The organism is Spiroplasma endosymbiont of Tricholauxania praeusta (assembly GCF_964019535.1).
Classification (GTDB): Bacteria; Bacillota_I; Bacilli_A; order Mycoplasmatales; family VBWQ01; genus Spiroplasma_E; species Spiroplasma_E ixodetis_A.
On sequence record NZ_OZ026450.1, the window covers coordinates 1,082,044 to 1,104,660 of the forward strand.

27 protein-coding genes are annotated in these 22,617 nt (G+C 23.5%); 8 read left to right on the plus strand and 19 right to left on the minus strand.

Features of this window, described 5'->3' with window-relative positions; translation table 4 throughout:
• Positions 1-74: 74 nt before the first annotated feature.
• The 5 genes from AACK96_RS05885 to AACK96_RS05905 form a co-directional block, all read right to left on the minus strand.
• A complete protein-coding gene (locus AACK96_RS05885) occupies positions 75-419 on the minus strand; it encodes a hypothetical protein (protein ID WP_338973702.1) in 345 nt (114 codons plus the stop codon).
• A 247-nt stretch (positions 420-666) separates the two neighbouring features.
• Positions 667-1,197, minus strand: a complete 531-nt coding sequence (locus AACK96_RS05890; protein WP_338973828.1) for a hypothetical protein — start codon at positions 1,195-1,197, stop codon at positions 667-669.
• Positions 1,172-1,792: a hypothetical protein gene (locus AACK96_RS05895; protein ID WP_338973829.1), complete on the minus strand. Its 621-nt coding sequence runs from the start codon at positions 1,790-1,792 to the stop codon at positions 1,172-1,174. Before AACK96_RS05895 ends, AACK96_RS05890 begins: the two co-directional genes overlap by 26 nt.
• Before the next feature lie 28 nt (positions 1,793-1,820).
• A complete protein-coding gene (locus AACK96_RS05900) occupies positions 1,821-1,973 on the minus strand; it encodes a hypothetical protein (RefSeq protein WP_338973831.1) in 153 nt (50 codons plus the stop codon).
• Positions 1,942-2,268, minus strand: coding sequence for a hypothetical protein (locus tag AACK96_RS05905; RefSeq protein ID WP_338973832.1), 327 nt, complete (start codon positions 2,266-2,268; stop codon positions 1,942-1,944). Before AACK96_RS05905 ends, AACK96_RS05900 begins: the two co-directional genes overlap by 32 nt.
• A 190-nt stretch (positions 2,269-2,458) precedes the next feature.
• On the opposite strand from AACK96_RS05905, the gene trpS reads away from it, so the two are divergent.
• Positions 2,459-3,484 (plus strand): tryptophan--tRNA ligase, encoded by a 1,026-nt coding sequence (gene trpS / locus AACK96_RS05910; protein WP_338973834.1) that lies wholly within the window; start codon positions 2,459-2,461, stop codon positions 3,482-3,484.
• A 12-nt stretch (positions 3,485-3,496) separates the two neighbouring features.
• The gene (locus tag AACK96_RS05915; protein ID WP_338973836.1) at positions 3,497-4,372 is read left to right on the plus strand and encodes a Cof-type HAD-IIB family hydrolase; all 876 of its coding nucleotides are present in this window, start codon (positions 3,497-3,499) and stop codon (positions 4,370-4,372) included.
• A gap of 238 nt (positions 4,373-4,610) precedes the next feature.
• On the opposite strand, the gene AACK96_RS05920 is transcribed toward AACK96_RS05915, so the two are convergent.
• The 3 genes from AACK96_RS05920 to AACK96_RS05930 all read right to left on the minus strand — a co-directional run bounded on the left by AACK96_RS05920 (position 4,611) and on the right by AACK96_RS05930 (position 7,385).
• Positions 4,611-4,871: a hypothetical protein gene (locus tag AACK96_RS05920; RefSeq protein ID WP_338960761.1), complete on the minus strand. Its 261-nt coding sequence runs from the start codon at positions 4,869-4,871 to the stop codon at positions 4,611-4,613.
• A gap of 93 nt (positions 4,872-4,964) precedes the next feature.
• On the minus strand, positions 4,965-6,035 hold the full coding sequence (locus AACK96_RS05925; protein ID WP_338973838.1) for a hypothetical protein: 1,071 nt from the start codon (positions 6,033-6,035) through the stop codon (positions 4,965-4,967).
• Between the two features lie 75 nt (positions 6,036-6,110).
• Positions 6,111-7,385, minus strand: coding sequence for a hemolysin family protein (locus AACK96_RS05930; protein ID WP_252320658.1), 1,275 nt, complete (start codon positions 7,383-7,385; stop codon positions 6,111-6,113).
• A 136-nt stretch (positions 7,386-7,521) separates the two neighbouring features.
• Between AACK96_RS05930 and AACK96_RS05935 the strand changes: the two genes are divergently transcribed.
• The 3 genes from AACK96_RS05935 to AACK96_RS05945 all read left to right on the plus strand — a co-directional run bounded on the left by AACK96_RS05935 (position 7,522) and on the right by AACK96_RS05945 (position 9,148).
• Positions 7,522-8,169, plus strand: coding sequence for a hypothetical protein (locus AACK96_RS05935; RefSeq protein ID WP_338973840.1), 648 nt, complete (start codon positions 7,522-7,524; stop codon positions 8,167-8,169).
• Between the two features lie 241 nt (positions 8,170-8,410).
• Positions 8,411-8,548, plus strand: a complete 138-nt coding sequence (locus AACK96_RS05940) for a hypothetical protein (protein ID WP_338973842.1) — start codon at positions 8,411-8,413, stop codon at positions 8,546-8,548.
• Positions 8,549-8,656: 108 nt separating this feature from the next.
• The gene (locus AACK96_RS05945; protein ID WP_338973843.1) at positions 8,657-9,148 is read left to right on the plus strand and encodes a hypothetical protein; all 492 of its coding nucleotides are present in this window, start codon (positions 8,657-8,659) and stop codon (positions 9,146-9,148) included.
• Positions 9,149-9,899: 751 nt separating this feature from the next.
• Here the strand turns inward: AACK96_RS05945 and rdgB are convergent.
• Entirely contained in the window at positions 9,900-10,493 is a 594-nt protein-coding gene (rdgB, locus tag AACK96_RS05950) for an RdgB/HAM1 family non-canonical purine NTP pyrophosphatase (protein ID WP_338973845.1), read from the minus strand.
• Positions 10,493-11,026, minus strand: coding sequence for a cob(I)yrinic acid a,c-diamide adenosyltransferase (locus AACK96_RS05955; protein WP_338973846.1), 534 nt, complete (start codon positions 11,024-11,026; stop codon positions 10,493-10,495). Before AACK96_RS05955 ends, rdgB begins: the two co-directional genes overlap by 1 nt.
• Positions 11,027-11,109: 83 nt before the next feature.
• On the opposite strand from AACK96_RS05955, the gene AACK96_RS05960 reads away from it, so the two are divergent.
• Positions 11,110-11,913, plus strand: a complete 804-nt coding sequence (locus AACK96_RS05960; protein ID WP_338973848.1) for a phosphotransferase — start codon at positions 11,110-11,112, stop codon at positions 11,911-11,913.
• A 50-nt stretch (positions 11,914-11,963) separates the two neighbouring features.
• On the opposite strand, the gene AACK96_RS05965 is transcribed toward AACK96_RS05960, so the two are convergent.
• From AACK96_RS05965 to AACK96_RS05985, 5 genes are all read right to left on the minus strand, one after another.
• Positions 11,964-12,266: a hypothetical protein gene (locus tag AACK96_RS05965; RefSeq protein ID WP_338960787.1), complete on the minus strand. Its 303-nt coding sequence runs from the start codon at positions 12,264-12,266 to the stop codon at positions 11,964-11,966.
• A 137-nt stretch (positions 12,267-12,403) separates the two neighbouring features.
• Positions 12,404-13,288: a riboflavin biosynthesis protein RibF gene (gene ribF / locus AACK96_RS05970; protein WP_338959141.1), complete on the minus strand. Its 885-nt coding sequence runs from the start codon at positions 13,286-13,288 to the stop codon at positions 12,404-12,406.
• Entirely contained in the window at positions 13,281-14,204 is a 924-nt protein-coding gene (truB, locus tag AACK96_RS05975; protein ID WP_338973850.1) for a tRNA pseudouridine(55) synthase TruB, read from the minus strand. The genes ribF and truB overlap by 8 nt, the downstream gene beginning before the upstream one ends.
• Positions 14,205-14,213: 9 nt before the next feature.
• Complete coding sequence (topA, locus tag AACK96_RS05980) at positions 14,214-16,175, minus strand: type I DNA topoisomerase (RefSeq protein WP_338973852.1); 1,962 nt, start codon at positions 16,173-16,175, stop codon at positions 14,214-14,216.
• A 765-nt stretch (positions 16,176-16,940) separates the two neighbouring features.
• A protein-coding gene (locus AACK96_RS05985; RefSeq protein WP_338973306.1) for an IS3 family transposase occupies positions 16,941-18,064 on the minus strand; the annotation gives its coding sequence in 2 pieces (ribosomal slippage) (positions 16,941-17,821 and positions 17,821-18,064; 1,125 coding nt in all).
• Between the two features lie 327 nt (positions 18,065-18,391).
• Between AACK96_RS05985 and AACK96_RS05990 the strand changes: the two genes are divergently transcribed.
• Both AACK96_RS05990 and AACK96_RS05995 read left to right on the plus strand, forming a co-directional pair.
• Entirely contained in the window at positions 18,392-18,967 is a 576-nt protein-coding gene (locus tag AACK96_RS05990) for a hypothetical protein (RefSeq protein ID WP_338973854.1), read from the plus strand.
• A 1-nt stretch (position 18,968) separates the two neighbouring features.
• Entirely contained in the window at positions 18,969-19,256 is a 288-nt protein-coding gene (locus tag AACK96_RS05995; RefSeq protein WP_338973856.1) for a hypothetical protein, read from the plus strand.
• Position 19,257: 1 nt separating this feature from the next.
• Here AACK96_RS05995 and AACK96_RS06000 read toward each other — a convergent pair whose 3' ends face one another.
• The 4 genes from AACK96_RS06000 to AACK96_RS06015 all read right to left on the minus strand — a co-directional run bounded on the left by AACK96_RS06000 (position 19,258) and on the right by AACK96_RS06015 (position 22,616).
• Positions 19,258-20,616 carry a hypothetical protein gene (locus AACK96_RS06000; RefSeq protein ID WP_338973858.1) on the minus strand — a complete coding sequence of 453 codons (1,359 nt, stop codon included), beginning with the start codon at positions 20,614-20,616 and terminating at the stop codon, positions 19,258-19,260.
• A 264-nt stretch (positions 20,617-20,880) separates the two neighbouring features.
• On the minus strand, positions 20,881-21,285 hold the full coding sequence (locus AACK96_RS06005; protein WP_338973860.1) for a hypothetical protein: 405 nt from the start codon (positions 21,283-21,285) through the stop codon (positions 20,881-20,883).
• The gene (locus tag AACK96_RS06010; RefSeq protein WP_338973862.1) at positions 21,236-22,477 is read right to left on the minus strand and encodes a hypothetical protein; all 1,242 of its coding nucleotides are present in this window, start codon (positions 22,475-22,477) and stop codon (positions 21,236-21,238) included. Before AACK96_RS06010 ends, AACK96_RS06005 begins: the two co-directional genes overlap by 50 nt.
• A gap of 16 nt (positions 22,478-22,493) precedes the next feature.
• Positions 22,494-22,616 carry a hypothetical protein gene (locus AACK96_RS06015; protein WP_338973864.1) on the minus strand — a complete coding sequence of 41 codons (123 nt, stop codon included), beginning with the start codon at positions 22,614-22,616 and terminating at the stop codon, positions 22,494-22,496.
• Between the last annotated feature and the right edge of the window lies 1 nt (position 22,617).

Here is a 22,617-nt window from a genome sequence, read left to right on the forward strand (position 1 = left end):
AAAATTTAGGCAAAAAAAGCACGATTATTATATCCACTAGTTGAAGGTTGATTTGTCAACTCCATTGAATTTATTTATTCTTTTTCAAGTTCTTTTAATAAGTTTTTTTTATTGTTATTTATTTTACAATTATAAATACAATAACCAATAATAATTGATGTTGTAATTAATCCATAACCAATAAAACCTGTTGTTGGTCAAAAATAATCTGACTCATAAAAATTAGTTAAATAATTTTTAATATTTGTTCATATATCTTTTTTTGTTTCAAAAAGTTCAGTACTAGTATTATTAGCATTATTAGTTTGATTATTGAAATTTGTCATTTCAGTTGTTGTTATTTTATTGAATATTTTTGATACAGGAGTTGAGATTACCGATGGTAAAGTAGTTATGTTATTAATAATTACCGATAGCATACTATCATTTCATGAATTGGTCTCCATATAAACTATCCTTTCAAAATAAAAACCTATTTGTTTAAAAATAAAACAATGGGTTAAAAACTATATTTAGTTTTTAACAATATTATAATTAATAAATTTTTAAATATTAAATATTTCTATATTATAAAAAATAGAAACTAAAATTTTCAGGATTATTTAAAATTTGTGTATTTTACTGAAATAGTTTAAATTTCCCAAAATACTTATCAAAAAAACTAAATTATTTTGGGAAATTTTCACTCGATATTGACATACCAGAATCGTTAGAATTACTCTTTTCTAAGAGCGGCTTTACTTTAGTAAATGGTTCTATTTCTAAAAGTTGTTTTTTTGTTTCAATTTCTACTTCTATCTTAAAATTATCTAAACTAGAATCTGAAATAGATGATTTATTTTCATTAATTTTTATTTTTAATTCACTTTCTCTTACTATTAGTGTTTCTATATCTTTATCAAGTTTATCTAAACTAATGGCATTTAATGAATTTAATTTATCACTTTTTTCTTTTTGAAGTATTTCTAAATCAGTTAATGGTTGCATATTTTCAATTGAAATATTTTTTAATTTTTCTCTTTGTTGTTTAATTTTTAGTATTGTATTTTCTAATAAAAATTGTTTTTGACTATTAGTTACTTTTAAATCTTCTATTTCTTTAGTACTATTCTTTTTGTTTAATTGTGATTTTAATGAAAATCAATTTTCCTTTAATGTATTTGTCTCTTTTTTATGTTTTAATATTTCATCAGACAAATTTTTTTTGTTTTATTTTATTTTCATTTGTCATTCGTAAATCAGTAATTTCTTTATTTATATTACTTCGATTAACAAATTCTTTATCTAATTTTTTTTGAACACTTTTGTAATTACAAAAAATGCCAAAAGTTAATAGTGAAATAACACGACGTCAAATACTATCTCTTCAATCTTGCAAAACTATAATATTTTGAAAAATATTTTCTGAATCTTTTAGTTTTAAACTAATATTTTCTTCATTACTTTTAATTTCTTTTTCTAAACAAGAAATTGAATTAGTTTTTGCATCTATATTGTCATTTAATGTTTTAATATTTAAATTTATTTCATCTATTTTTGTGATTAATTGTTCTTTAGAAGTTTCATTATCATTAAAAATAGATTGTATTTGACCGTTATTTACATCAATCTCTGTTGTTAATTGTTCCTTGTTTTTTTCTAATCTTTCAATTTCTAATTCAATTTCTGATTTTTGTTTTATTAATGCAATTAACTTTTCTAAACTTTGTAATTCCGCTTTCAATTCTTCTTTTTTTAAAATTTCTTTTTTTAAATTTAATATTTTAGTTTTTTCTTCTTGTAATTTTGTCATATTTTCTTTTAATGCTTTTAAACTATCATTAAAAAGATGATTCTTGAATTATTTTTTTTAAATTAAATAATTCATTTCTAATTCTTTCTAAGGTTCTTCTGTTATCTACTCTGTCTAGATTTCTATTTTTTATATCTTTACTAGTTTCTTTACTTTCAACTTCTAAAGTATATATATTCATTAACTGCTTTTAATTTATCAGTCATCTGATTAACATATTGTTCAATAAATGTTTTTTTATCTTCACTATCTTTGATATTTATTAATTGACTTTCAGCTTTCTTCAATATATCTTCTAGTTGTTTTCTTTCAAATTCAAAACTTGCTTGTTTTTCGGCAATATTTTGTTTCTTGATTTCTAATTCCTCAAGTTTTAAGCCAAGAGTTTGAAGATATTCTTTCACATTGTTTCGATCTTCTATTTTCTTTAAATATTTTTGTAAATCATCCTTATATTTTTCTTCTCCAAATAACATAAAAAACTCCTTTATAAAGTAAAAAAACCCATTACTCTTAAAAAATAAAAGCTATGGGTCAAAAACTATTTTTAATTTATGTTTTTATTATATCAAAATCAAACAAATTTTAATATAATTAATTGAATTATTTAACTTTATCATTGATAATTAATTATATTAAAAAATTAATTTGGAGGAAGCAAAATATATGGCTCGTATTATATCTGGAATAACTAGCACTGGAAAATTAACTCTTGGTAACTACTTGGGAGCAATTAATAATTTTTTAAAATTGCAAGAAGAACATGAACTCTTAATATTTGTTGCAAATTTACATGGATTAACACTACCAATAAAAGCACAAGAATTAAGAGATAATATTAAAGATATTGCCGCTTGATATTTTGCTGCTGGTATTATACCAAATAAATCTCATATTTTTATTCAATCTGATGTTTTAGCCCATAGTCAATTAGGATATATATTATTATGTAATAGTTATGTCGGTGAATTAGAACGAATGACACAATTTAAAGATAAAAGTCAAAAAATGACAAATCAACAAAATAAAACGATTAGTATTCCAACAGGTATTCTTACATATCCAGCATTAATGGCTGCTGATATTTTACTATATGACGCTGATTTTGTGCCAGTTGGTGTTGATCAAACTCAACATTTAGAATTGACAAAAACTTTAGCAACAAGAATGAATAACAATTATAAAACTGATTTATTCAAAATTCCTAAAATAATTATTGATAAACAAGCACAGAAAATTATGAGTTTACAAGAACCTGAAAAAAAAATGTCAAAATCTGATACTAATCTAAAAAATACTATTTTTTTAAGCGATAGCAAACAAGAAGTTACCAATAAAATTAAAAAAGCAGTTACTGATTCAGAAAATATTATTAAATTTGATCCAGAACATAAGCCTGGAGTTAGTAATTTATTAACTATTTATGCTAGCATTACTAAAAAAGATATCAAAACTTGTGAACAATACTTCAGCAATCACAATTATGGTTTTTTAAAAGAAGAAGTAATTAAAGTAATAAATGATTTATTAGAACCAATGCAAAAAAAACACCAAGAATTTATTAACGAAAAATCATCACAATTAGCAAAATATTTAGAAGAAGGTGCAAATTTTGCTAATAATATTGCTACTAAAAAATTAAACTTTGTTCAAGACACAATGGGTATTAATTTTATCGAGAAAGAAAGATAGGAGGAAGAGATAATGTCTTTATACAATAAAAAACAAAAACATTTAATCCTAGTTGATTTAGATGGTACTCTATTAAAAAGTGGTGGTCGAGAAATTCATATTAATACTAAAAAAGCACTAATTGATGCTCAAAAACAAGGTCATATTGTTTGTATTGTCACTGGTCGACCTTATCGTGGATCAATTAAATTTTATCGTGAATTAGGTCTTAATACATTACTATGCAATTTTAATGGTGGGCATATTCATGATCCAAAAATCAAAAAATTCAAACGATTAGTTTTTCCAATTTCTGAAACAATTGTTAAACATATTTTAAATGAAGACTATATTTTTCAACAAATTGAAAACGCGATTATTGAATATTACAACAAAGCAGTATGTTGAAAAAAAGATGATTTCTTTGAAACTTATTTTCATTTAGATACTATTGAGAATGATACTTTTACAATTAGTAAATTAATTCGTGATTGAAAAGGGAGCGCTAATGCCATTTTAATTGAATTTAAAGAAAATACTAATCTTGATCAAGTATATCGTGACTTAGAAAAATATTCAAACTCAATTAAGGTAAATACTTGAAATCGCTATGATAATAATAAACTAATCTTTGAAATTTCAAGTAAATTTATTGATAAAGGAATGACAGCTCGCATTTTGGCTCAATATTATAATGTTGATATTAGAGATGTTATTGCTTATGGTGATGAAATTAATGATAAAGAAATGTTGATGGAAGTTGGCTATGGTGTAGCAATGAAAAATGGTAATATTGTTATTAAAAGTATTGCCAATGATATTACTACTAAAACTAATGATGAGGGTGGAGTTGGTGATCATTTATCAAAATTATTAAATCTTTATGAAGAAAGTGAAATTTATATTTAATAGGAATGAAAATATATTAACTATTATTTCTATATTTGTAATATGATATAGTTTTTAAAAATTAATATAAGTTTTTAACCTATTTACTTTATTTTTAAAGTAAATAGGTTTTTATTTAAAAAAGTTTTTTATAAATTTAATATACTAAAATAAAAAAACCTATTGTTTTATTTTTTAAAACAATAGGGCATTAATTTCTACTAAATATAAATATTTTAATACTATTAATACAAAAAAACTATAAAACCTCTAAAGGCAAGAAGTCAAAAATTTCTGGGTGATTGGCACAAAACTTTAATTCCGAATCATTTTTTTGTTCTTCAATTTTAATTTTTAATTCATTTAATTGCTTTTTTATTTTAAGTAATTGAGCAGGTGCTGGTGGTTGTTTATCTCATTCATCAAATAATATTTTACCTGTTTTAAAAAGTTTTTCATACTGACATTTTAAACAACTTTTTTGCTGTGATTCATGATCATGGATATTTTTGCCAAACATAAAATTACCTACTTTCCTCAATTCTTTTATTTAAATTTATTATACCAAATAATAAAAAAGGAGAATTATTTCTCCTTTTTAACTAGTAAAATGCTATAAAACCGTTGGTAAATAATGTAAGAAAAAACTATTTTCTAATTCTCATCCTCAATCACGCTGATTCTGGGGCGTTAAAATTCACCTAGCAAAACTTTCGGCAAAAAATTCATCATCAAGATTTATATTATATTTACCATTAAATCAGGCACTACGACCATAATTACTATTAACTGTTATTAAACCAAATAATAATTTTTGCTTAATATTAGTTAATTTTGCTTGTTGACCTAAATAATCAATTAAATATCAAGTACGATCATAAATTTGTTTGTTATCATTGTTAACGGTTAGTTTATGAGAAACTGATGTCATATTAGTATTAATATCACTATAACTGCTATCTGGTCACTTTCAATTAGCATTAAATGAATTTCTTTCATCAGCACTTAAACCAATAAAATTACTTAAAGCATGACCATATTCGTGAGTTGTAACACTAATTATTTGATCTGAAGATCAAAATCCCTCTTGAAATTGTTGATCAATTAAATTAATATTTGCAAATTCAGGACCATAACCCATACGTTGATTATCAGCTTCTGAATTAAAAGCAGTTCATGCTACTGTGCTATCACTTACAGCAACTGGTGCTACTTTTTGAATTAGTTTAATAACAGTGTTTTTATGAAAAACTTTAGCAAAAATATTATAAAAACGTAATTGTTGTTGCTCTGCTAATTGTAATTGTTCATTATTTAAACCAGCTTTTTTATAGATTTCAACTCAATTAACATCAATGGTTTTACCACCAATTTTAGTATGAGTTAAATCATATTGTAAACTATCATAATTACTTCAAATTACATCACTTTTATTATTATCATACAAGTTATTAAATTCATCAATACTTTCTTTACTTGCCATTTGATGTATTTTATATTCATATTTTTTTACCATCTTTGCATCTTCTGGTGAAAGTTTTCATTTTAATAAACTAGCATTAGCATCATGCTTATTTAAATAGACATAATGATCACTGTCTGGAGAAAACGTTAACATTAAACCATTAACTGTTACAAGATTTAATGCTGTAATCATAGTTACTAATTTAATACCTTTTTTCATAATTAACCTCCCCTTCATATCATAATTATAATTATGATTTTACATTGTAGCATTTAAATAAAAATACTGCACTAACTATTCTCATTTATTTTTAATTTTTTTATTAGTAAAAATTTCAACTTCAAAAACAGCAAATTCTTTGCGAACCTTTATAACTTTAAATGAAAAATTTCGAAATTTTAAAAGTGGGCTATTTTTCCTTACTTTCTTTACTTTTGTTTTAAACATATATCATTCTTGGACAGTTTGTTTATTATAATTTGGAGGTTTTCTTTTTAAATAACGTTTAAATAATACTTCAAGTTTTGAAGAACCATCAACACGAAACTTATGTGTTCCTATTTCTTGTATCAATCCAATTTCATCAGTTTCATCATAAATTTCACCAACTAATTCTTCAAGAATATCTTCAAGTGTAATAATACCATTAAAATCTTTTTTATCTTTATTATTGCAGACAATAGCCATATGCATTCTTTCGGTTTGTAAAATTTCCAATGCTTCATTTAACTTAGTACGCTTAGAAATAAAAATTGCTGGTAACATTAATTGTAATAAATCTGGATTTTCATTTTCTAACATATTAATAATAAATTCTTTAATATTTAAAATACCAATTACATTTTGATTAACATGATCTAAAACAGGAATTCTACTATATTTTTCTTCTAAATATAGATGTTTAATAACTTTAGGTGGCGTATCATCATAAATATATTTAATTTTACTTTTGGGATGCATAGCTTGAAAAACTGATTTTTCATCAAATTTAATTGCAGATTCAATTAAATCACGTTCTGCTTTTTCAAGAACTCCTTCTCTTTCAATTATTGAAATCAGTTCAATAAGTTCTTGTTCAGAACTTGTTGGTTTTTTACTTTTAAATTGAAATAAAGTAACAATAAAAGTTATTGGATAAAAAATAATATTAAGAATATACAAAATATATGCATAATTTAAAGCTATTGTCTCAGGATGTAATTTTGCAACACTTTTAGGTATAATTTCACCAATAATTAAAACAACAATCGCCGAAACTAAAGTTGATATTAAAGGACCATAAGTAGGAGAAACATGAAAAGAATCAATAAATAATATGGTACTTAAAGTACCAATTCCAACATTAATTACTGTGTTACCAAGTAAAATTGTTGTTAAAGTTACATTATAATTTTTAACTAACTTAAATACAATATTAGCACGACGACTTTTCTTACTACGTAATTTACCAATAGATTTAATTCTTATAACATTTAAAGAAGTTAATGATGTTTCAGCAGATGAATAAAAACCACTTAAAAATAATAAAACTAGCAATATTATTAAATAAATATACCAATTACTGTCCATATAGAAAAAAAACTACTCCTTTTGATTTTTATATTGTTATCAAGATTATAACATAGTATACTTAGTACGTTATATTTAATTATTAATTTATTACTCATATAACTTTATGATATTATATTGAAGGTGATGAAAATAAATGCGTAAAAAATTTGGACTAATAGCAGCCTTAATAATAGGCACAACAACCAGTTTACAAGTTAGTGCTTGTACAGATGATTCAAAATATCAAGAATTTATTAGTGATGTTAATAGTGGGCATGCTTTTTTTGGTATCCTTGGTGCTGCTGATAATCCACTTTCTAAGCAAATTATTGACGGTTTACACACAATGCAAATCAAAAATAATAATGTACCAAGTAAATGAGATAACTGATTAACAGAAAAGAAAACTGAAATAAACAGTGTTACTACTAATGGGACTATTGATATTAAAATTTATGAAAAATCTCCTTATGCCAACCCTAGTAGTGATATTGTTAACCAATTTTGAAATGATAAAAAAATTAGTTGACAACAACAAATTTATCATTGACTACTTGACCATAAAATTTCTGATAATAGTTCAGCACCTGTTGCTGATTCAGGTGTCAAGGAAATTCAAAATCCTGTTGATAAAGAAAGAGCATTTAAAGCTTTACCAATTGTTTTTATTGTTAATAAAGGTAAACTAATAACTGTTGGTCAAGAATGAGGAACTATTGATGGTCCAAATCAGTTTTTTGATCAACTAACAGCTTTAATCACAGGTAATCTATTAAAAACTGCTGCTAAAAAAACTATATAATTTTTAAAAGAAGATAATTATATATCTTCTTTTACTTTTTTATTTCTTAATATTTTTTATTCCATTTTTTATAAATTGATATAACTAAAATACGTGTTTATTTTTTATTGTATTTTATTTATAAGGTGCTAAAATTTTAGTAGATAAGCAGATTTAGTAAAAATAACAATAATTCTAAACATTTCTAACTCATTACTTTTTTTAAAGTAATGAGTTTTATAGTTAAAAAGAGGTATCTAAAATGAATGATTTACTTATTAATAATACCAGTGAATTGGTAACTTTTAATACTAACAGTACAGATCCTACTAATATAAAAAATATTACTTGAAAAAATTCTATTCAAGAATACAAAAATAAAGTTGAACAAACATATTAAAATTTTTTAAAATCACAAGAATGAGGAAAAAAGTTAAGACAACAAATAACAACGCCATTAACAACAACTAAAAACAAAAATAGACATAAAAAAAGAAGCACAAATATATTGGTTTCAACACTCACAACTGAACAAATACAAAGATTATCAACAAAACAAATAAAATGATTAACAAATTGACAAATTAAAACATTTACAGCAGAACAAATAAAAAGTTTTACACTTCAACAAATACAAGCACTCACAAGCGAACAAATACCCGCATTAATGCCACATCAAATTGAACAATTTACATTTTGACAAATCTCTGCTTTTACAACAGAACAAATACAAGTACTAACAGAAAAACAAATACAAGCATTATTACCTGAGCAAATACAAAGTTTTACAAGTGAACAAATACCTGCATTCACCAAAGAACAAATACAAAGTTTTACAAGTGAACAAATACCCGCATTCACCAAAGAACAAATTGAACTCTTTACAAAAGAACAAAAAGAAGTATTTTGACCAAAACAAGTAATCACAAAAATTAACACCATGGATTCGCAAAATCAATCAACAACAACTGAATTTAAGCCAAATTTACCAAAAATGTAAAAAAAGATTGTAACTTAAAAGTTACAATCTTTTTAAAAATCAATTTAAAATAACTTATATTGAAATAAAATTAAATTTTTGACTACTATTAATAGTAGCCTCTCGTTCAGCATTTTCTATTATTTCTTGAATATTAAAAAAACTATCATAACTAATACTATGTTTTAATATTAAAGTTCAGCACTACCAAAAGTATTATATGTTCTAGTAAATCCAATAACAACTACTTCTTATAAATGAATCAACTTCATTTTGCGTTATTTTTTTATATAAAACCATTCTTTCATTTTTTAAAAATATCACTAAAAAATAAGCAAGTAAACTATTACTAAAATGATATAACTAACATAGTATCTTTACTAAATTTTTTTAATTTATCTATTTTACTTAAACTATTATTTAAAATAGTTTCTAAACAAAAATTAATCTTTAAAAAAGAAAAACTATAAAAAAGAATTAATTAATTCACTACTAATAAAAGTAGTGGGTCTCATAATAAAGTCATTTCATCCATTTACAAATTCAAATTTGGTAGTATTTTTTCAATAGTTAGTTATTGCCACAATTGGTGACATAATTATTGAAACTGTTCATGATAAACTAATTAAACTAAATGGTTTTATTCCTGATTTTCAAATAGGAGTAGTGGTAGTTTTAATATTATTGTTATTACCACTTAATAATGGTAATTATGAATCTGTTAATGATTATGACAAAATTAAATCATCCTTTTTATTTTCATTTTAACTATCTAATTTTGTTCTTGTAAAAATGTTAATAATTGCTCAATTGCTGAATTACGATGAGAAATTTTATTTTTATCTGCTAATGACAATTCACCTAAAGTAGCATGTACTACTGGAACATAAAATATTTGATCGTAACCAAAACCATCATTACCTTTTATCTCAGTAGTGATTTCACCTTCAAGTTTACCAATAAATGCTTTAGTAATCTTATGATCAAAATCAACATAAGCAATAGCAGAAATAAATACTGCTGCACGATTAGTTTCACCTTCCATTTGTTCTAAAATGTCTAACATTGCATCATGATAGGACATTTCTCCCTTTCATCGTGCTGAGTTAATACCAGGAAAATTATTTAAAGCCAATATTTCTAATCCTGAATCATCAGCAATAACAGGACCATTCACTAATTTTGCAAGTGTTGTTGCTTTTAAAATTGCATTTTCAATAAATGATGTACCTGTTTCATTAATTTCAAGAGGAGAATTAAGATCTAACATTGATTTGACATTATATCCCTTTGTTTGTAATATACTCTTTAATTCATTAATTTTACCGATATTATTAGATGCAAACCATAAGGTTTTAGCAGTCATTAATAATCAATCCCTTCACGAGCAATTTGACCTTGTTCAAAATAATGTTTAATTGATTTAACTTCACTAATTAAATTAGCACATTGTTCTAAGGCAAAAGATGCATATCTACCAGATAATGCAATTTCAATATGTCTTTTTTTATTTTTTAAAATTTCAATTAAGTCTTGTTCTTTAATCAAATTATTTTGAATACACCCTAAAATTTCATCAACAACAATAAGATCAGTATTATCACTTTGACTTAACAGTTTTAATCTAGTAAGACCATAATTAGTTTCTTGTTTTAATTTATTTTTTTCTTCTTCATCCATTTCTCAAAAAAATTTTTGCGAAGATTCATAAAAACTTTCAATTTTAAGTTTAGTATTTTGTTTTAAAAAATTAATTTCACCAGAAGGACGATTTTTTAAAAAACGTAAGTAATTAACATTAAGATTATTACCCAATGCTCTAATTACCATACCATTAAGAATTGAGGTTTTACCTCTTCCTTCACCTTTATAAATATGAATATAACCTTTTTTTAACATACTATCACTTACTTTCAATAATTTTTATTTAATAAATTGTATAATTTTATTACGGACAATACAAGCAAAATAGAGGTGTCATTTTGAAATTTAAAACTATTAAACCACCATATCAATTAGAACTATTAAAAACAAAAGGTTTAACCAATGACTTATTTTTAGTAAATAAACATTTTTTTTTAAAACAATCTAAAGATATTTTGCAACCTTTTTTGAATTTTACAAATCAAATTAATGTTATTAAATTAATTAAATCAAAAAAATTTACATTACCTATTAATGAAGTCAATATTAATAATAATAAACTATTAACCTTAATGCCATATTATCATAATTTAATTAATTTAAGCGAACAAATAATTAATAAACAAATATTAGAACAAATTTCATCATTGGTAAAACAACTACATAATATTAAATTTGATAATAAATCATTAATTAAAACTTGAAAAGGCTTAGAACAACTTAATTTATACTGTAATTTAACTACTAGTAATCCTTGCTTAGAAAAAATAACCAGTGAGGTAATCAAATGAATTGCTACTTATCAACCAACAACAATTGTTTTATCTCATAATGATTTAACATTAAATAATTTTGTTAAAAAAAATAATTGCTGATATTTAATTGATTGAGATTTTGCCTGTTGAAATGATGAATTATTTGATATTGCCTCTTTTGCTTCTGAAAGTTTAACTTCTGAAACCGAAATTAATACTTGATTTAATTGTTTTAATTTAAATAATGAACAAACAATTATTGTCAAAAAATGAATGAATTATCAAAATTTAATTTGATATTATTGAGCTTGTTATTTATACGAACAAACTAATTTAAATATATATAAAGAAATTAGTGAAAGTAAATTAACTAATCTATTAAAATAAGTTATTTAAATAATTCATCATTTTAAGTCTGATTATGTAGTTTTAACTTCTTAACAAATTGAACCATAATTAGGTAATTTATTAGTAGTCTGTTTTTTTTGTTCAATTTGTTTTCCTTGTAAATTTATTTCTACTATATTATTAACAGCTGAAATGTTTGATTCTATTTCAATAACTATACATTTATTATTTGAAGTGTGTTCTTGTAACAATGGCATTGTTTCATCATTTACAATTTGACAATTATCATTTGAAGTAATATTTTTATGTAAATTTTCTTTATAATCACAGTTTGCACAAATTTCATTATTATCTTTTATTTGATTTATAAATTCTTTTACTCAATATTTCATTATTTATTTACTCCCTTTTTTCTTTTTTATTTTTCATTAGCATATACAATAAAATTTAATTTTACTGGAAATAGTTTTTAATAAATAGTATTTATAATGTTTAATAATTATTGTAAATATAAAGAATATCACAATTATTATGGCTTTAATAATTTACTACTAGAATTAGCAAAATATTTAATTGTTTCTATTAAATCTTTATCCACTTGTTTTTTTAAATCATCTAAATTAGTAAATTTTAAATTATCACGAAGAAAATCTAAAAATCTAACTTTAATGATTTTTCCATATAAATCTTGATTAAAGTTTAATAAGTAAGTTTCAACTAACGGCTTATTATTACGTAACATAATTACTGTCATACTTTGATATCATTTATTATCTACTTCAGTAAGCGTAATATAAGTAGCAAGACCTGGTAATGCATAGTTTGTTAATAACGATAAATTAGCAGTTGGAAAATTAATCGTTCTAGCCTCTTTAATACCATGAACTACTTTACCACTAATTGTATATGGCTCTTGTTGTAAACAAAGATTAGCACTACTAATATCTTTATTTTGTAAAAGTTGTTTAATATAAGTTGAAGAAACTTTGTTATTATTAACAATAATATCATTACAAAGATAAACTTGTAATGAAGATTGTTGTAATGTTTTAATATTACCTTGCCCTTGATAACCAAACCTAATATTTGGATTAACAACTACTGCTTTAACATTATTTGCCAATAATCACGAAATAAATTGCTCTGGTGAAAGTGTTGCTATTTCTTTACTAAACTTAATTTCCCAATAATAATCAAAATTATATTTAGCAATTGTTTTAATTTTATCTTCATTACTTAATAAAACCTCATTATTTTTATTACTAATTACACTTTGTGGTTTTCTATCAAAACTAATAATACATGTTTGATAATTATTTATTGTTGAATTAACTAATAATTGTTTAAATAAGGCTTGATGACCTTGATGAATACCATCAAAAAATCCTCAACAAGCAATAATTGGTTTAGACATCAATTTTTGATTTTGAATATTTAGATTTTTCAATTTTAACATCTTCATTACATTTAAAACCTCGTTGGCTTACGTATAAATTATTTTTTTGATTACGATAAATAGCTAATGGCAAATGTTCAGAATTAACAACTAAAATATATGGCTCATTAGTACTATCAATAACTAAAGGTTTACCATCAATAACGCTTTTACTATTATCAACAACAATCGCTGGCATAATATTTTTAACACCATCATAAATACTAATATGATTTTTACTAACTGTTTCTTCATTGATAACATCTAAATTTAAGGCATTACTTAAATCAAAACCCGATTGATGAATTCTTCTCAAATAAGTTAAAGTTGCTGATGTATGTAAAATTCTAGCAATGTCAGTAACCAAAGCTCGAACATAAGTTCCTTTTGAACATACTACTTCAAAAGTAACTAAATCATTATTAAAACTAATTAATTTTAAAGATTTAATATAAACCTTACGTTTTGGTAATTCAACAGGAATATTCTCGCGAGCATATTCATAAAGTTTTTTACCATTAATTTTAACTGCTGCATAAGCAGGAATTATTTGCTCATATTGACGATTATTATAAAATTCAAGTGCTTTAACAATTTCTGATTCTTTTAAATCAAGATGTGGTTTTGATTCAATAATTTTACCAGTAATATCGCCGGTGTCGGTTTTTAAAAATAGTTGCATTTTTGCAATGTAAACTTTATCACTTTTTAAAATAAAATCACTAATTTTGGTTGCTTCATTCACAAGTACTACCATTAGTCCTGTTGCTAAAGGATCTAACGTACCTGTATGACCAATTTTATTTAATTTCAAACGTTTTTTAATAACAACAAGACAATCTTGTGATGTCATAAATGAAGGTTTATCTATTAATAATATATAATCTTTTAACATGCGTTTCACCTACTTTACTTCTTTATCAGAAGCTATTTCTTGATACTTTTCAACATGTTTACAATTTGGATAATTAGTACACCCTAAAAATTTTCGATTTTGTTTTGAAGATTTAACAACCATTCAACCATCTGTACATACTAAACAAGGTTTAATTTTTTCTAATTGTTTTTGAATATATCGACATTTTGGAAATGCTGAACAACCGTTAAATTTACCATATCTTCCTGTTCTTTGCACAAGTGGGGCACCACAAAGTGGACAATCTTGATCTAATAAAACCGGTTTAATTTTAAACTCAGTCATTTTATCAAAAGCATCATCAATCCTTGGTTCAAACTTAACTCAAAAGTCTTTTACCACTTGATGCATATCAAAATTACCATGAGCAATTTGATCTAATTGAGTTTCAACTTGTGAAGTATATGTCTCATTAATAATATCATAAAAAAACTCTTGAAGTTTATCATTAGTTAAAAGACCTTTCTCAGTAGCTTTAAAAGACTTATTTTCAATAATAACATAACCGCGTTCTTTAATAGTGTTCATAATTGGATTATAAGTCGATGGTCGACCAATTCCTAGTTCTTCTAATGTTTTAATTAATTTAGCTTCTGTGTATCTTGGTTTTGGTTTAGTAAAGTGTTGCTGTAAATTTACTGACTCAACTTTAATAATTTGATTTTTTTCAAATTTTGGTAAAACTAAAAGTTCTTCATTTTCAAGACTTTCTACATCAAGCGTTAAAAATCCTTTAAACTTGATTTGTTGTCCTGTTAAACGAAATTGATAATCATTATTTTTAAATAAAACAGTAGTACTAATTAATTGTGCTGGTGCCATTAATGAACTAAGGGCACGAAAATAAATTAAATTATAAAGTTTTAATTGATCTTTATTTAAAAAATCAATAGCACGTTTATTATTCATTGTTAAATCAGTTGGTCTGATTGCTTCATGAGCATCTTGCACATTTTTTTTATTAGTCTGTTCTTTCTTCTGCCCAAGATATTGTTCACCATATTCATTAACAATTAATGTTTTGGCATTTTCAATAAATTTATCATTTAAACGTATTGAATCAGTACGAGGATAACTAATAAATCCGGTAAGTGTTCCATTAACATCAATTCCTTCATACAATTGCTGAGCAATAAGCGTTGTTTTAGCAGTACTAAAATTTAATTGCGTTGATGCTGCTTGTAATAAACTACTAGTAGTAAATGGATTTAATGAATTACGCTTACGATTTTGTTCAGTAACAGAAATTACTTGATAACTATCACTTAATGCATTTTTAATAGCAACTGCTTCTTGTTCATTATTAATAACTAACAGTTCTTCTTTATATTTTTCACAATTTAATATTATTTTTTTTTGATAAGTACTATTAATTGTTCAAAATTCTTTACTAATAAAATTAGTAATTTCACGTTCTCTTGTTGCTATTAATTTTAATGCTACTGATTGCACTCTCCCTGCACTACGTGAACCGATCTTTTTTTGTAATAGATTACTTAAGCGAAAACCAATGATACGATCAACCATTCTTCTTGCTTCTTGACTACGAACTAATGGTAAATCAATACTATGTGGAGATTTAAATGCTGTTAAAATTGCATCTTTAGTAATTTCATTAAAAGTTATTCGTGATGATATATTACTTGTTGCTAATACTTGATCTAAATGATAAGCAATTGCTTCTCCTTCGCGATCATGATCGGTTGCTAGATAAACATGAGTAATACTTTTTAATTTACTTTTTAATTCTTTTACCTTTGGCATTTTTTTGCGATCAATTTTGTAAATTGGTTCAAAAGTTTCTAAATCAATTCCCAAACCATATTGACCTTTAATTGCTAAATTACGAATGTGTCCATCCGAAGATAACACTAAATAATCATTACCTAAATATGATTGTACTGCTTTACTTTTAACTGGAGATTCCATGATTACTAATTTTGATGGCATCTTATATCTTCCTCTATATATAATTTATTAACTTTATTCAAATACTATTTTGTAATATATATAACTTTAACGCGAAAGTCAATATTTTTTTGGATATATGCTTTTTTATAAAAATTTTGGGAGCGTGGCGAAGATGTCAATAACTAAAAAGTTTTAAAAATAGCTCCTTTCTTTTTTAAACCCTTAAATTAAAAATAAATGACAAAAGACGAAAATAAAAATCTTGTCTTTTTTTTGTAATTGTAAAATTTTAAAATTTTTAATAACCGTCTTTAACGCTATTATCAACACGTGTTAGGGAATTAAAAAAGTGAACCACAACACAGTTGTTAAAAATAGTGGCCAAAACATGTGGACTTGCATGAATAAATAAAAAGTGGAGTGATACCTAATAAAATATACTAACCATTAATGGTAATTCTTGGGGTGGGAGCGAATTGGAAACTAGTATATATAGACCTGTTGTAGGGACCTATTGTATTAATTCTATTCTTTATTTAACCAACCTTGCCACTCCCCAGTGAGCAAGTGTTGGTTTTATTTTTTATTTTTTTTGAAAAAATTTTTGGGCGAGAAAATAAATTTCAAACTTGTAAAAAAAATTGAGCGGGACCGGTTCAATTAAAATATTAATTTGTTTAACACAAATTAAATAAATATTGAATCGAATGCCTCAATGTTTTTTAAAATTTCACAATTTATTTTTGAGCCCAGAATTGATGGAATGAATAAAACGAATAGTAGTATTTGGAATGGCAACCCTTTTTAGGACTGTTTTTTGGTAGACACTTGTTTTTGATAATTAACTGGAGTTAGGTAGTTTAAGGTGCTGTGAATTCTTATGTTGTTGTATCAATTGATATAATCAAATAATTCTAATTTTAATTTGATTAATGATGTAAAATTTTTATCATTAATAAATTCAGTTTTGAAAGTTTTAAAAGTTGCTTCAGCAACAGCATTGTCATAAGGACAGCCTTTTTTGCTTAAAGATCGAGTTATGTTGAATGCTAATAAAAGTTTATCAATAGTTTTATTATTAAATTCGTTACCGCGATCGCTATGAAATATTTCAATATCTTTTAAACAGCGATTTGAGTGCATAAATGCTTGATATACTAATGATGCATCTTTTTTAGTACCTACACTATGTCCAATAATTTCGCGGTTAAATAGGTCTATTAATAAGCAAATATAGTTTCACTTACCATTAACTTGAACATAAGTTAAATCACTAACAATAACTTCATTTTTAATTTTATTATTAAAGTTTCTATTAACAAGATTGGTAATTTGACTATCATTGACTTTATTATGATGATTTTTGAATGATAATTTAGTGTATTTTGATATTAAATTATGCTTATTCATAATTTGTTTAATTTTTCTGCGTGATAAATAAATTTCTTGGTTTGCTAGTATGACTTTTAATCTTCTAGTACCATAAACTTCTTTATTTTCTTTAAAAGCACTAATAACAGCTTCATCATAAATATTATTTTGATTTTTATTTTTTTTCTTTAAATTAAAATAATATGTTGATTTAGAGAGTTTTAAAAAACGACACATTGTGCGAATTTTATATTTAGATTTATTATTTGCAATAATTTCTATTTTCTGCCTATTATTAGTGCTGCTTGCTTTAAAATATCATTTTCCATTCGTAATTGTTTTAATTCTTTATTTGCTTGAATTAATTGTTTTTCTAAATCAGAAAGATTATCTTTGGTTTTAAAACTGCCTGAATTAGTAAATTGCTTAATTCATTTATAAGTAGCCGCTCTTGTAACGTTATATTCTTTAACAAGACAAGATACTGACTTGCCACTTTGATATAAAGCTACTATTTGTTTTTTAAATTCATCTGAATATGAGTTAATATTGGCCATAATTATTTTCCTTTCTTTTAACTAATTTGTGAACTTGTCTACGTAATTAGTGTCCAATAAAGTGTAACCCATCCATAATTTAAAATATTAATTTACTTGTTTATTATATACATATATAAGTGTAATTTAAAATAAAATAAAAATTATTTAAAAAACCACTTTCATATTTAAAATATAATAAACAATTTCAATACAATTAATAGTATAGGTATCATAAAATAAACACCTTTAATTTAGGCATTATTTTGCGTTTAAAAGCATACTTGTAAAAATAATCAAAAATAGTACAATTTAAAAGTAAAATCAAGGAAAAAGGAGTAATTTAATATGAAAATAGTTGTTAATAATAATCAATTAATAAAAATTATAAATGATGATTGGAAAAAAAATATTATTGAATTAGCCACTTATAAAACTTTATTAAAAGAAAATATTAATTATGAAAAAGAATTAATTCAAAATATACAATTTCTTACTGTTTTAAAAGATGAATTAAATACAAATATTTTAAAATTTGAGTTTGAAGAACTTAATTATGTTATTGCACAAAAATGCTGACGAAAATATATTAGTCATTTTCATTGAAGTTTAGATTTTTGATATTTTGATTTAGATTTAAAAGAAAGAATAATTAATAATTATAATTTATTTATTAAACATTCAAATCAAAAACAAAAACAACAAATTATTAATAATAATTTTAATTCTAATAATAAAAAGAGAGAATATAAAAATTGAAAACATAATTATTTTAAGAATATAAATGAAAAAATATTAAAAAATAATACGGAACAAGGAATTGATGTTTTTGAATATTTTAAATATGAAATAAATTCAAATGATTTACAAAATCAAACAGCAACTACTCAATATAAATTAAATGTTCAAAAAGGAGTAATTTAATATGAAAACATGAATAAAAACAAATTTTTATAAAATAACATCAATTTTAGCATTATTTCTTGCTACAACTGGTTTAATAGTTGGTTCAATAGCACATCATAAAACTAATGATTTACAATATTATTTAGGACATCAGTATAATGTTTACTGGGGGGGGGCTGGAACAACTATATGGTCACACAAAACAAAAGATGAACACAAAATAGAATTATATTTTGGAATTAAACCAGATGAAAGTTATGATATCAAGTGAGATGGAATTTATCCAGATGGATATTTTGATAAATAATTTAAATTTCTAAATTTATATAAGAAATATTTTCATTATATTTATCAAATAAATTAATATTAGTTAAATTTATTTCTTGTTTATCTGTTATTAAAATTAAATCATAATTTCCAGCACCAAATATGCCACTAATTTCAATCCGATTTAAGTTATTAATCGGATTTTCAATTTTTAATTCAAATTCGCTATTATTATCAATTTTTAAAATTTCTTTATAAAATTCTAATTTTGAAAATAATTGAGATTTATTTGAACCATATAAATTTAAAGCATTTTCCACTTTATTATTACTAATAATTGCTCTTGTAAAGTATTTACCATATTCACCATTACCTAAGGTTCAATCCGCTGGAATTAATGATGGTATGTTATTCGTTTCTAATTCATTTGTAATGGATAATCAATTAAATTGATTATCATCAAGTTTAAATAACTCATTTTGACTAATATCATTATTTTTTAACTTAATATTATTGATATATGCAAAATCAAAATATGCAGATTTTAGTATTACTTTTACATCTTTAAATTGTCAAATATCATCTTTATTAGGATGTATTGGACTTGATTTTAATTCAAAATAATATGGTAATAAAATCTTATTATCATCGTTTAAACCTTTATTAATTGATAATATTGAATAAATATATTCCGACAACATGATAAATATTTGTTTAAAAATTTTTACTTGTTGTAAATTTATGTAATTAGGATAATCTAATTTTCATTGTTTAAATAAATTAGTAATTACTTCATCAGGTTTTTGTCCTTCAAATTTTGCACGTAATTTTGCAATATCATTTTTTGGTTTACCATTATCATTATATGTATCACCTTCGAAGTTTCTATTATAGTTATATGTATAACTTAGCATATCTAATAATAGTTGTTGTAAACTATCATTAGTTGGTGCGTCTTTTATTTCAATTTCAATATCATCAAATCTATTATTAGTTGCAACATATTGATAAAATTGACTTTCACCCGCAAAATTTCAAACTTCTTTATCTTTTAATTCTTTTTGTTTTTTTAATGGTCATTTACCATCTCAAACAGTTCCCATTTGATATCCTAATCAAGTATGTGTAACTCTTGCGTTTTTAATAACTTCTCTTCTTGTTTCAGTTCCAGTACTAATTTTAATTAAATCTAAAACTGATTTTTCTTGTCCTATAAATTGTTTTGCTAAATTTCACGGTAATATTTGTTCACTAAATCATTGTTGTAAAATTCTAACTTTTGGTTGAGTTTCAATAGGCATTGATAATAGCGGAAATGCTATCTTATCTTTAACAAATAACTTTGGGTATACTTCCATATTGTCAACTTCACCAAGTACCTTTATATTGCCAAAAATCATGCTTCTAGGGGCTTTAATTTTTAAACCAATTACTTTGGTATCTTTATCTAATGGTTTTTGTAATTTAATAATGATTGGATAACCATCTCTTGTTTTAAAATCTTTAATTTTAATAATAGTTATACTTTTAGTACTTCTTGTTTTTGGATTTTGATAAGGCTGTGAATAATTATTAATAATATATAAATTATCAATATTATTTTCAGTTAAGGGTTCATTAATAGATACAGCATATAACTTAAATTGATTTAATAAATTTATTTCTTAAAAAATTAAATTTTTAATATCAGTCATACTATATTCAATTGTATTATCATTAATGTTTGTACTTGCTCTTTGATTTAATTGCATAGTAAAGTCTGATGTTTCAACAGCAGTAGTTTTTAATACTTTATCAATATCAATAAAACCTATTTTAATAGTATTTGCTGAAAATCTTAAACTATTATTTTCATTATTTTTAAATAAACGTTCAATTTCATAAATATAAATTGTTCTTTTTTTAAATTCATCATATGCTCTATTAATATCTGGGTCACTAGTAGCTCTCATCATATTAGTAAAATCATAAGGAATATTATCAATTAAATAATCATTTTCTATTTCTGCTTGATTAAGTTTAGTTTGTTTCTGTGGAAACTTCGTTTGTGGTTTGTTGTTGTTTTCCATTGTTTTCTCCTATTAATTGGTTATTTTCGGGGTTAAATAATTTTAATTTAACTATTAAATTATTAATTTCTTGTTCATCATTAATATTAAATGTTTTACTATTTAATAAATCTTTATCTAAACGTACTAATATTTGAATAAATTTAAGAATATCAATATTAAATTGTCATAATTTTTGTTCAATATAATTAATAGTTGAAATATTTACAGCTGTACTTTCGGGAACTGATTGTTGTGCTGATTTTTTTTGACTTGGTATATGAATACCACAACGTTTAAATATTTCATTAACATTTCAATCATATATATCAGTTAAATTTTTACCTTTAAAATTACTATTTGTCATATTGATATTTTCATTTTGTTCATTATTATCTCCACCACTTTTAAATATGTAGTTTTTAGTAACTAATGTTCTTACTGCTTCTTCTAATACTGATTGAACATTACCATAGGTTTGACTAAATATAAATTTTGGTGAATTTAAAATTGTATCTAAAACAATTTGTTCATAAATAACATCTAATGCTTTAATTTTATCCATTACTTTATCACAATCTGCTAGCTCATTTGCTTTATTTCGCATAATTGATATTGGTATATAATTAATATTTAGTGTTTGTTCTTGTAATAGATTAGGATTATTAATAAATGATTTAAAATCTAATGGAAATTGTTTTTTATTATCACTAATACTATAAATTGAGCGATTAATTGTTACTTGTTCATTATTTAATGTATAAATTTCAAATAATCTTACAGTTTGTGCATTTTGTTGATAACTATCATAAAAAATAGTACATTGAATTAATTTACCAGTAATATCATAAACTCTTTGTTGTATATCAACTACTTGAAAATATAAATCATCATTAGCAATAAAAATTAAATAACCACTAATTCCTAATTTACTTAATTTAAAAATAGAATTTCAATTTTTTCTATAAAACTCTTGATTAATTAAATATTGTTTAATGGTTTCATTATTAATATCTAATGGAGCATTATATAAATTAGCATTATTTTCTGCTACAAAATCAGTAAAATAAGTTTCATGATTAAAATCATTAAAACCAAAATAATTTAAAATGGAAGCATGTGTACTTTTATTTTTATTAGTTAAAAATTTTACTTTTTCATTTTGATTATCAGTAATATTACTTTTTTCTTTTCTCTTAAATGGATTTAACATAATATTCACCACCTTTCTAAAATATTTGATTAATTTTTAATACAATTTTTACTATAATAAATATAATTAAACCAGCAACTGCAGAAGATAATAATACTCCTATTAAACCTAAAATAATTTTTATAATTTTAAAAATCATA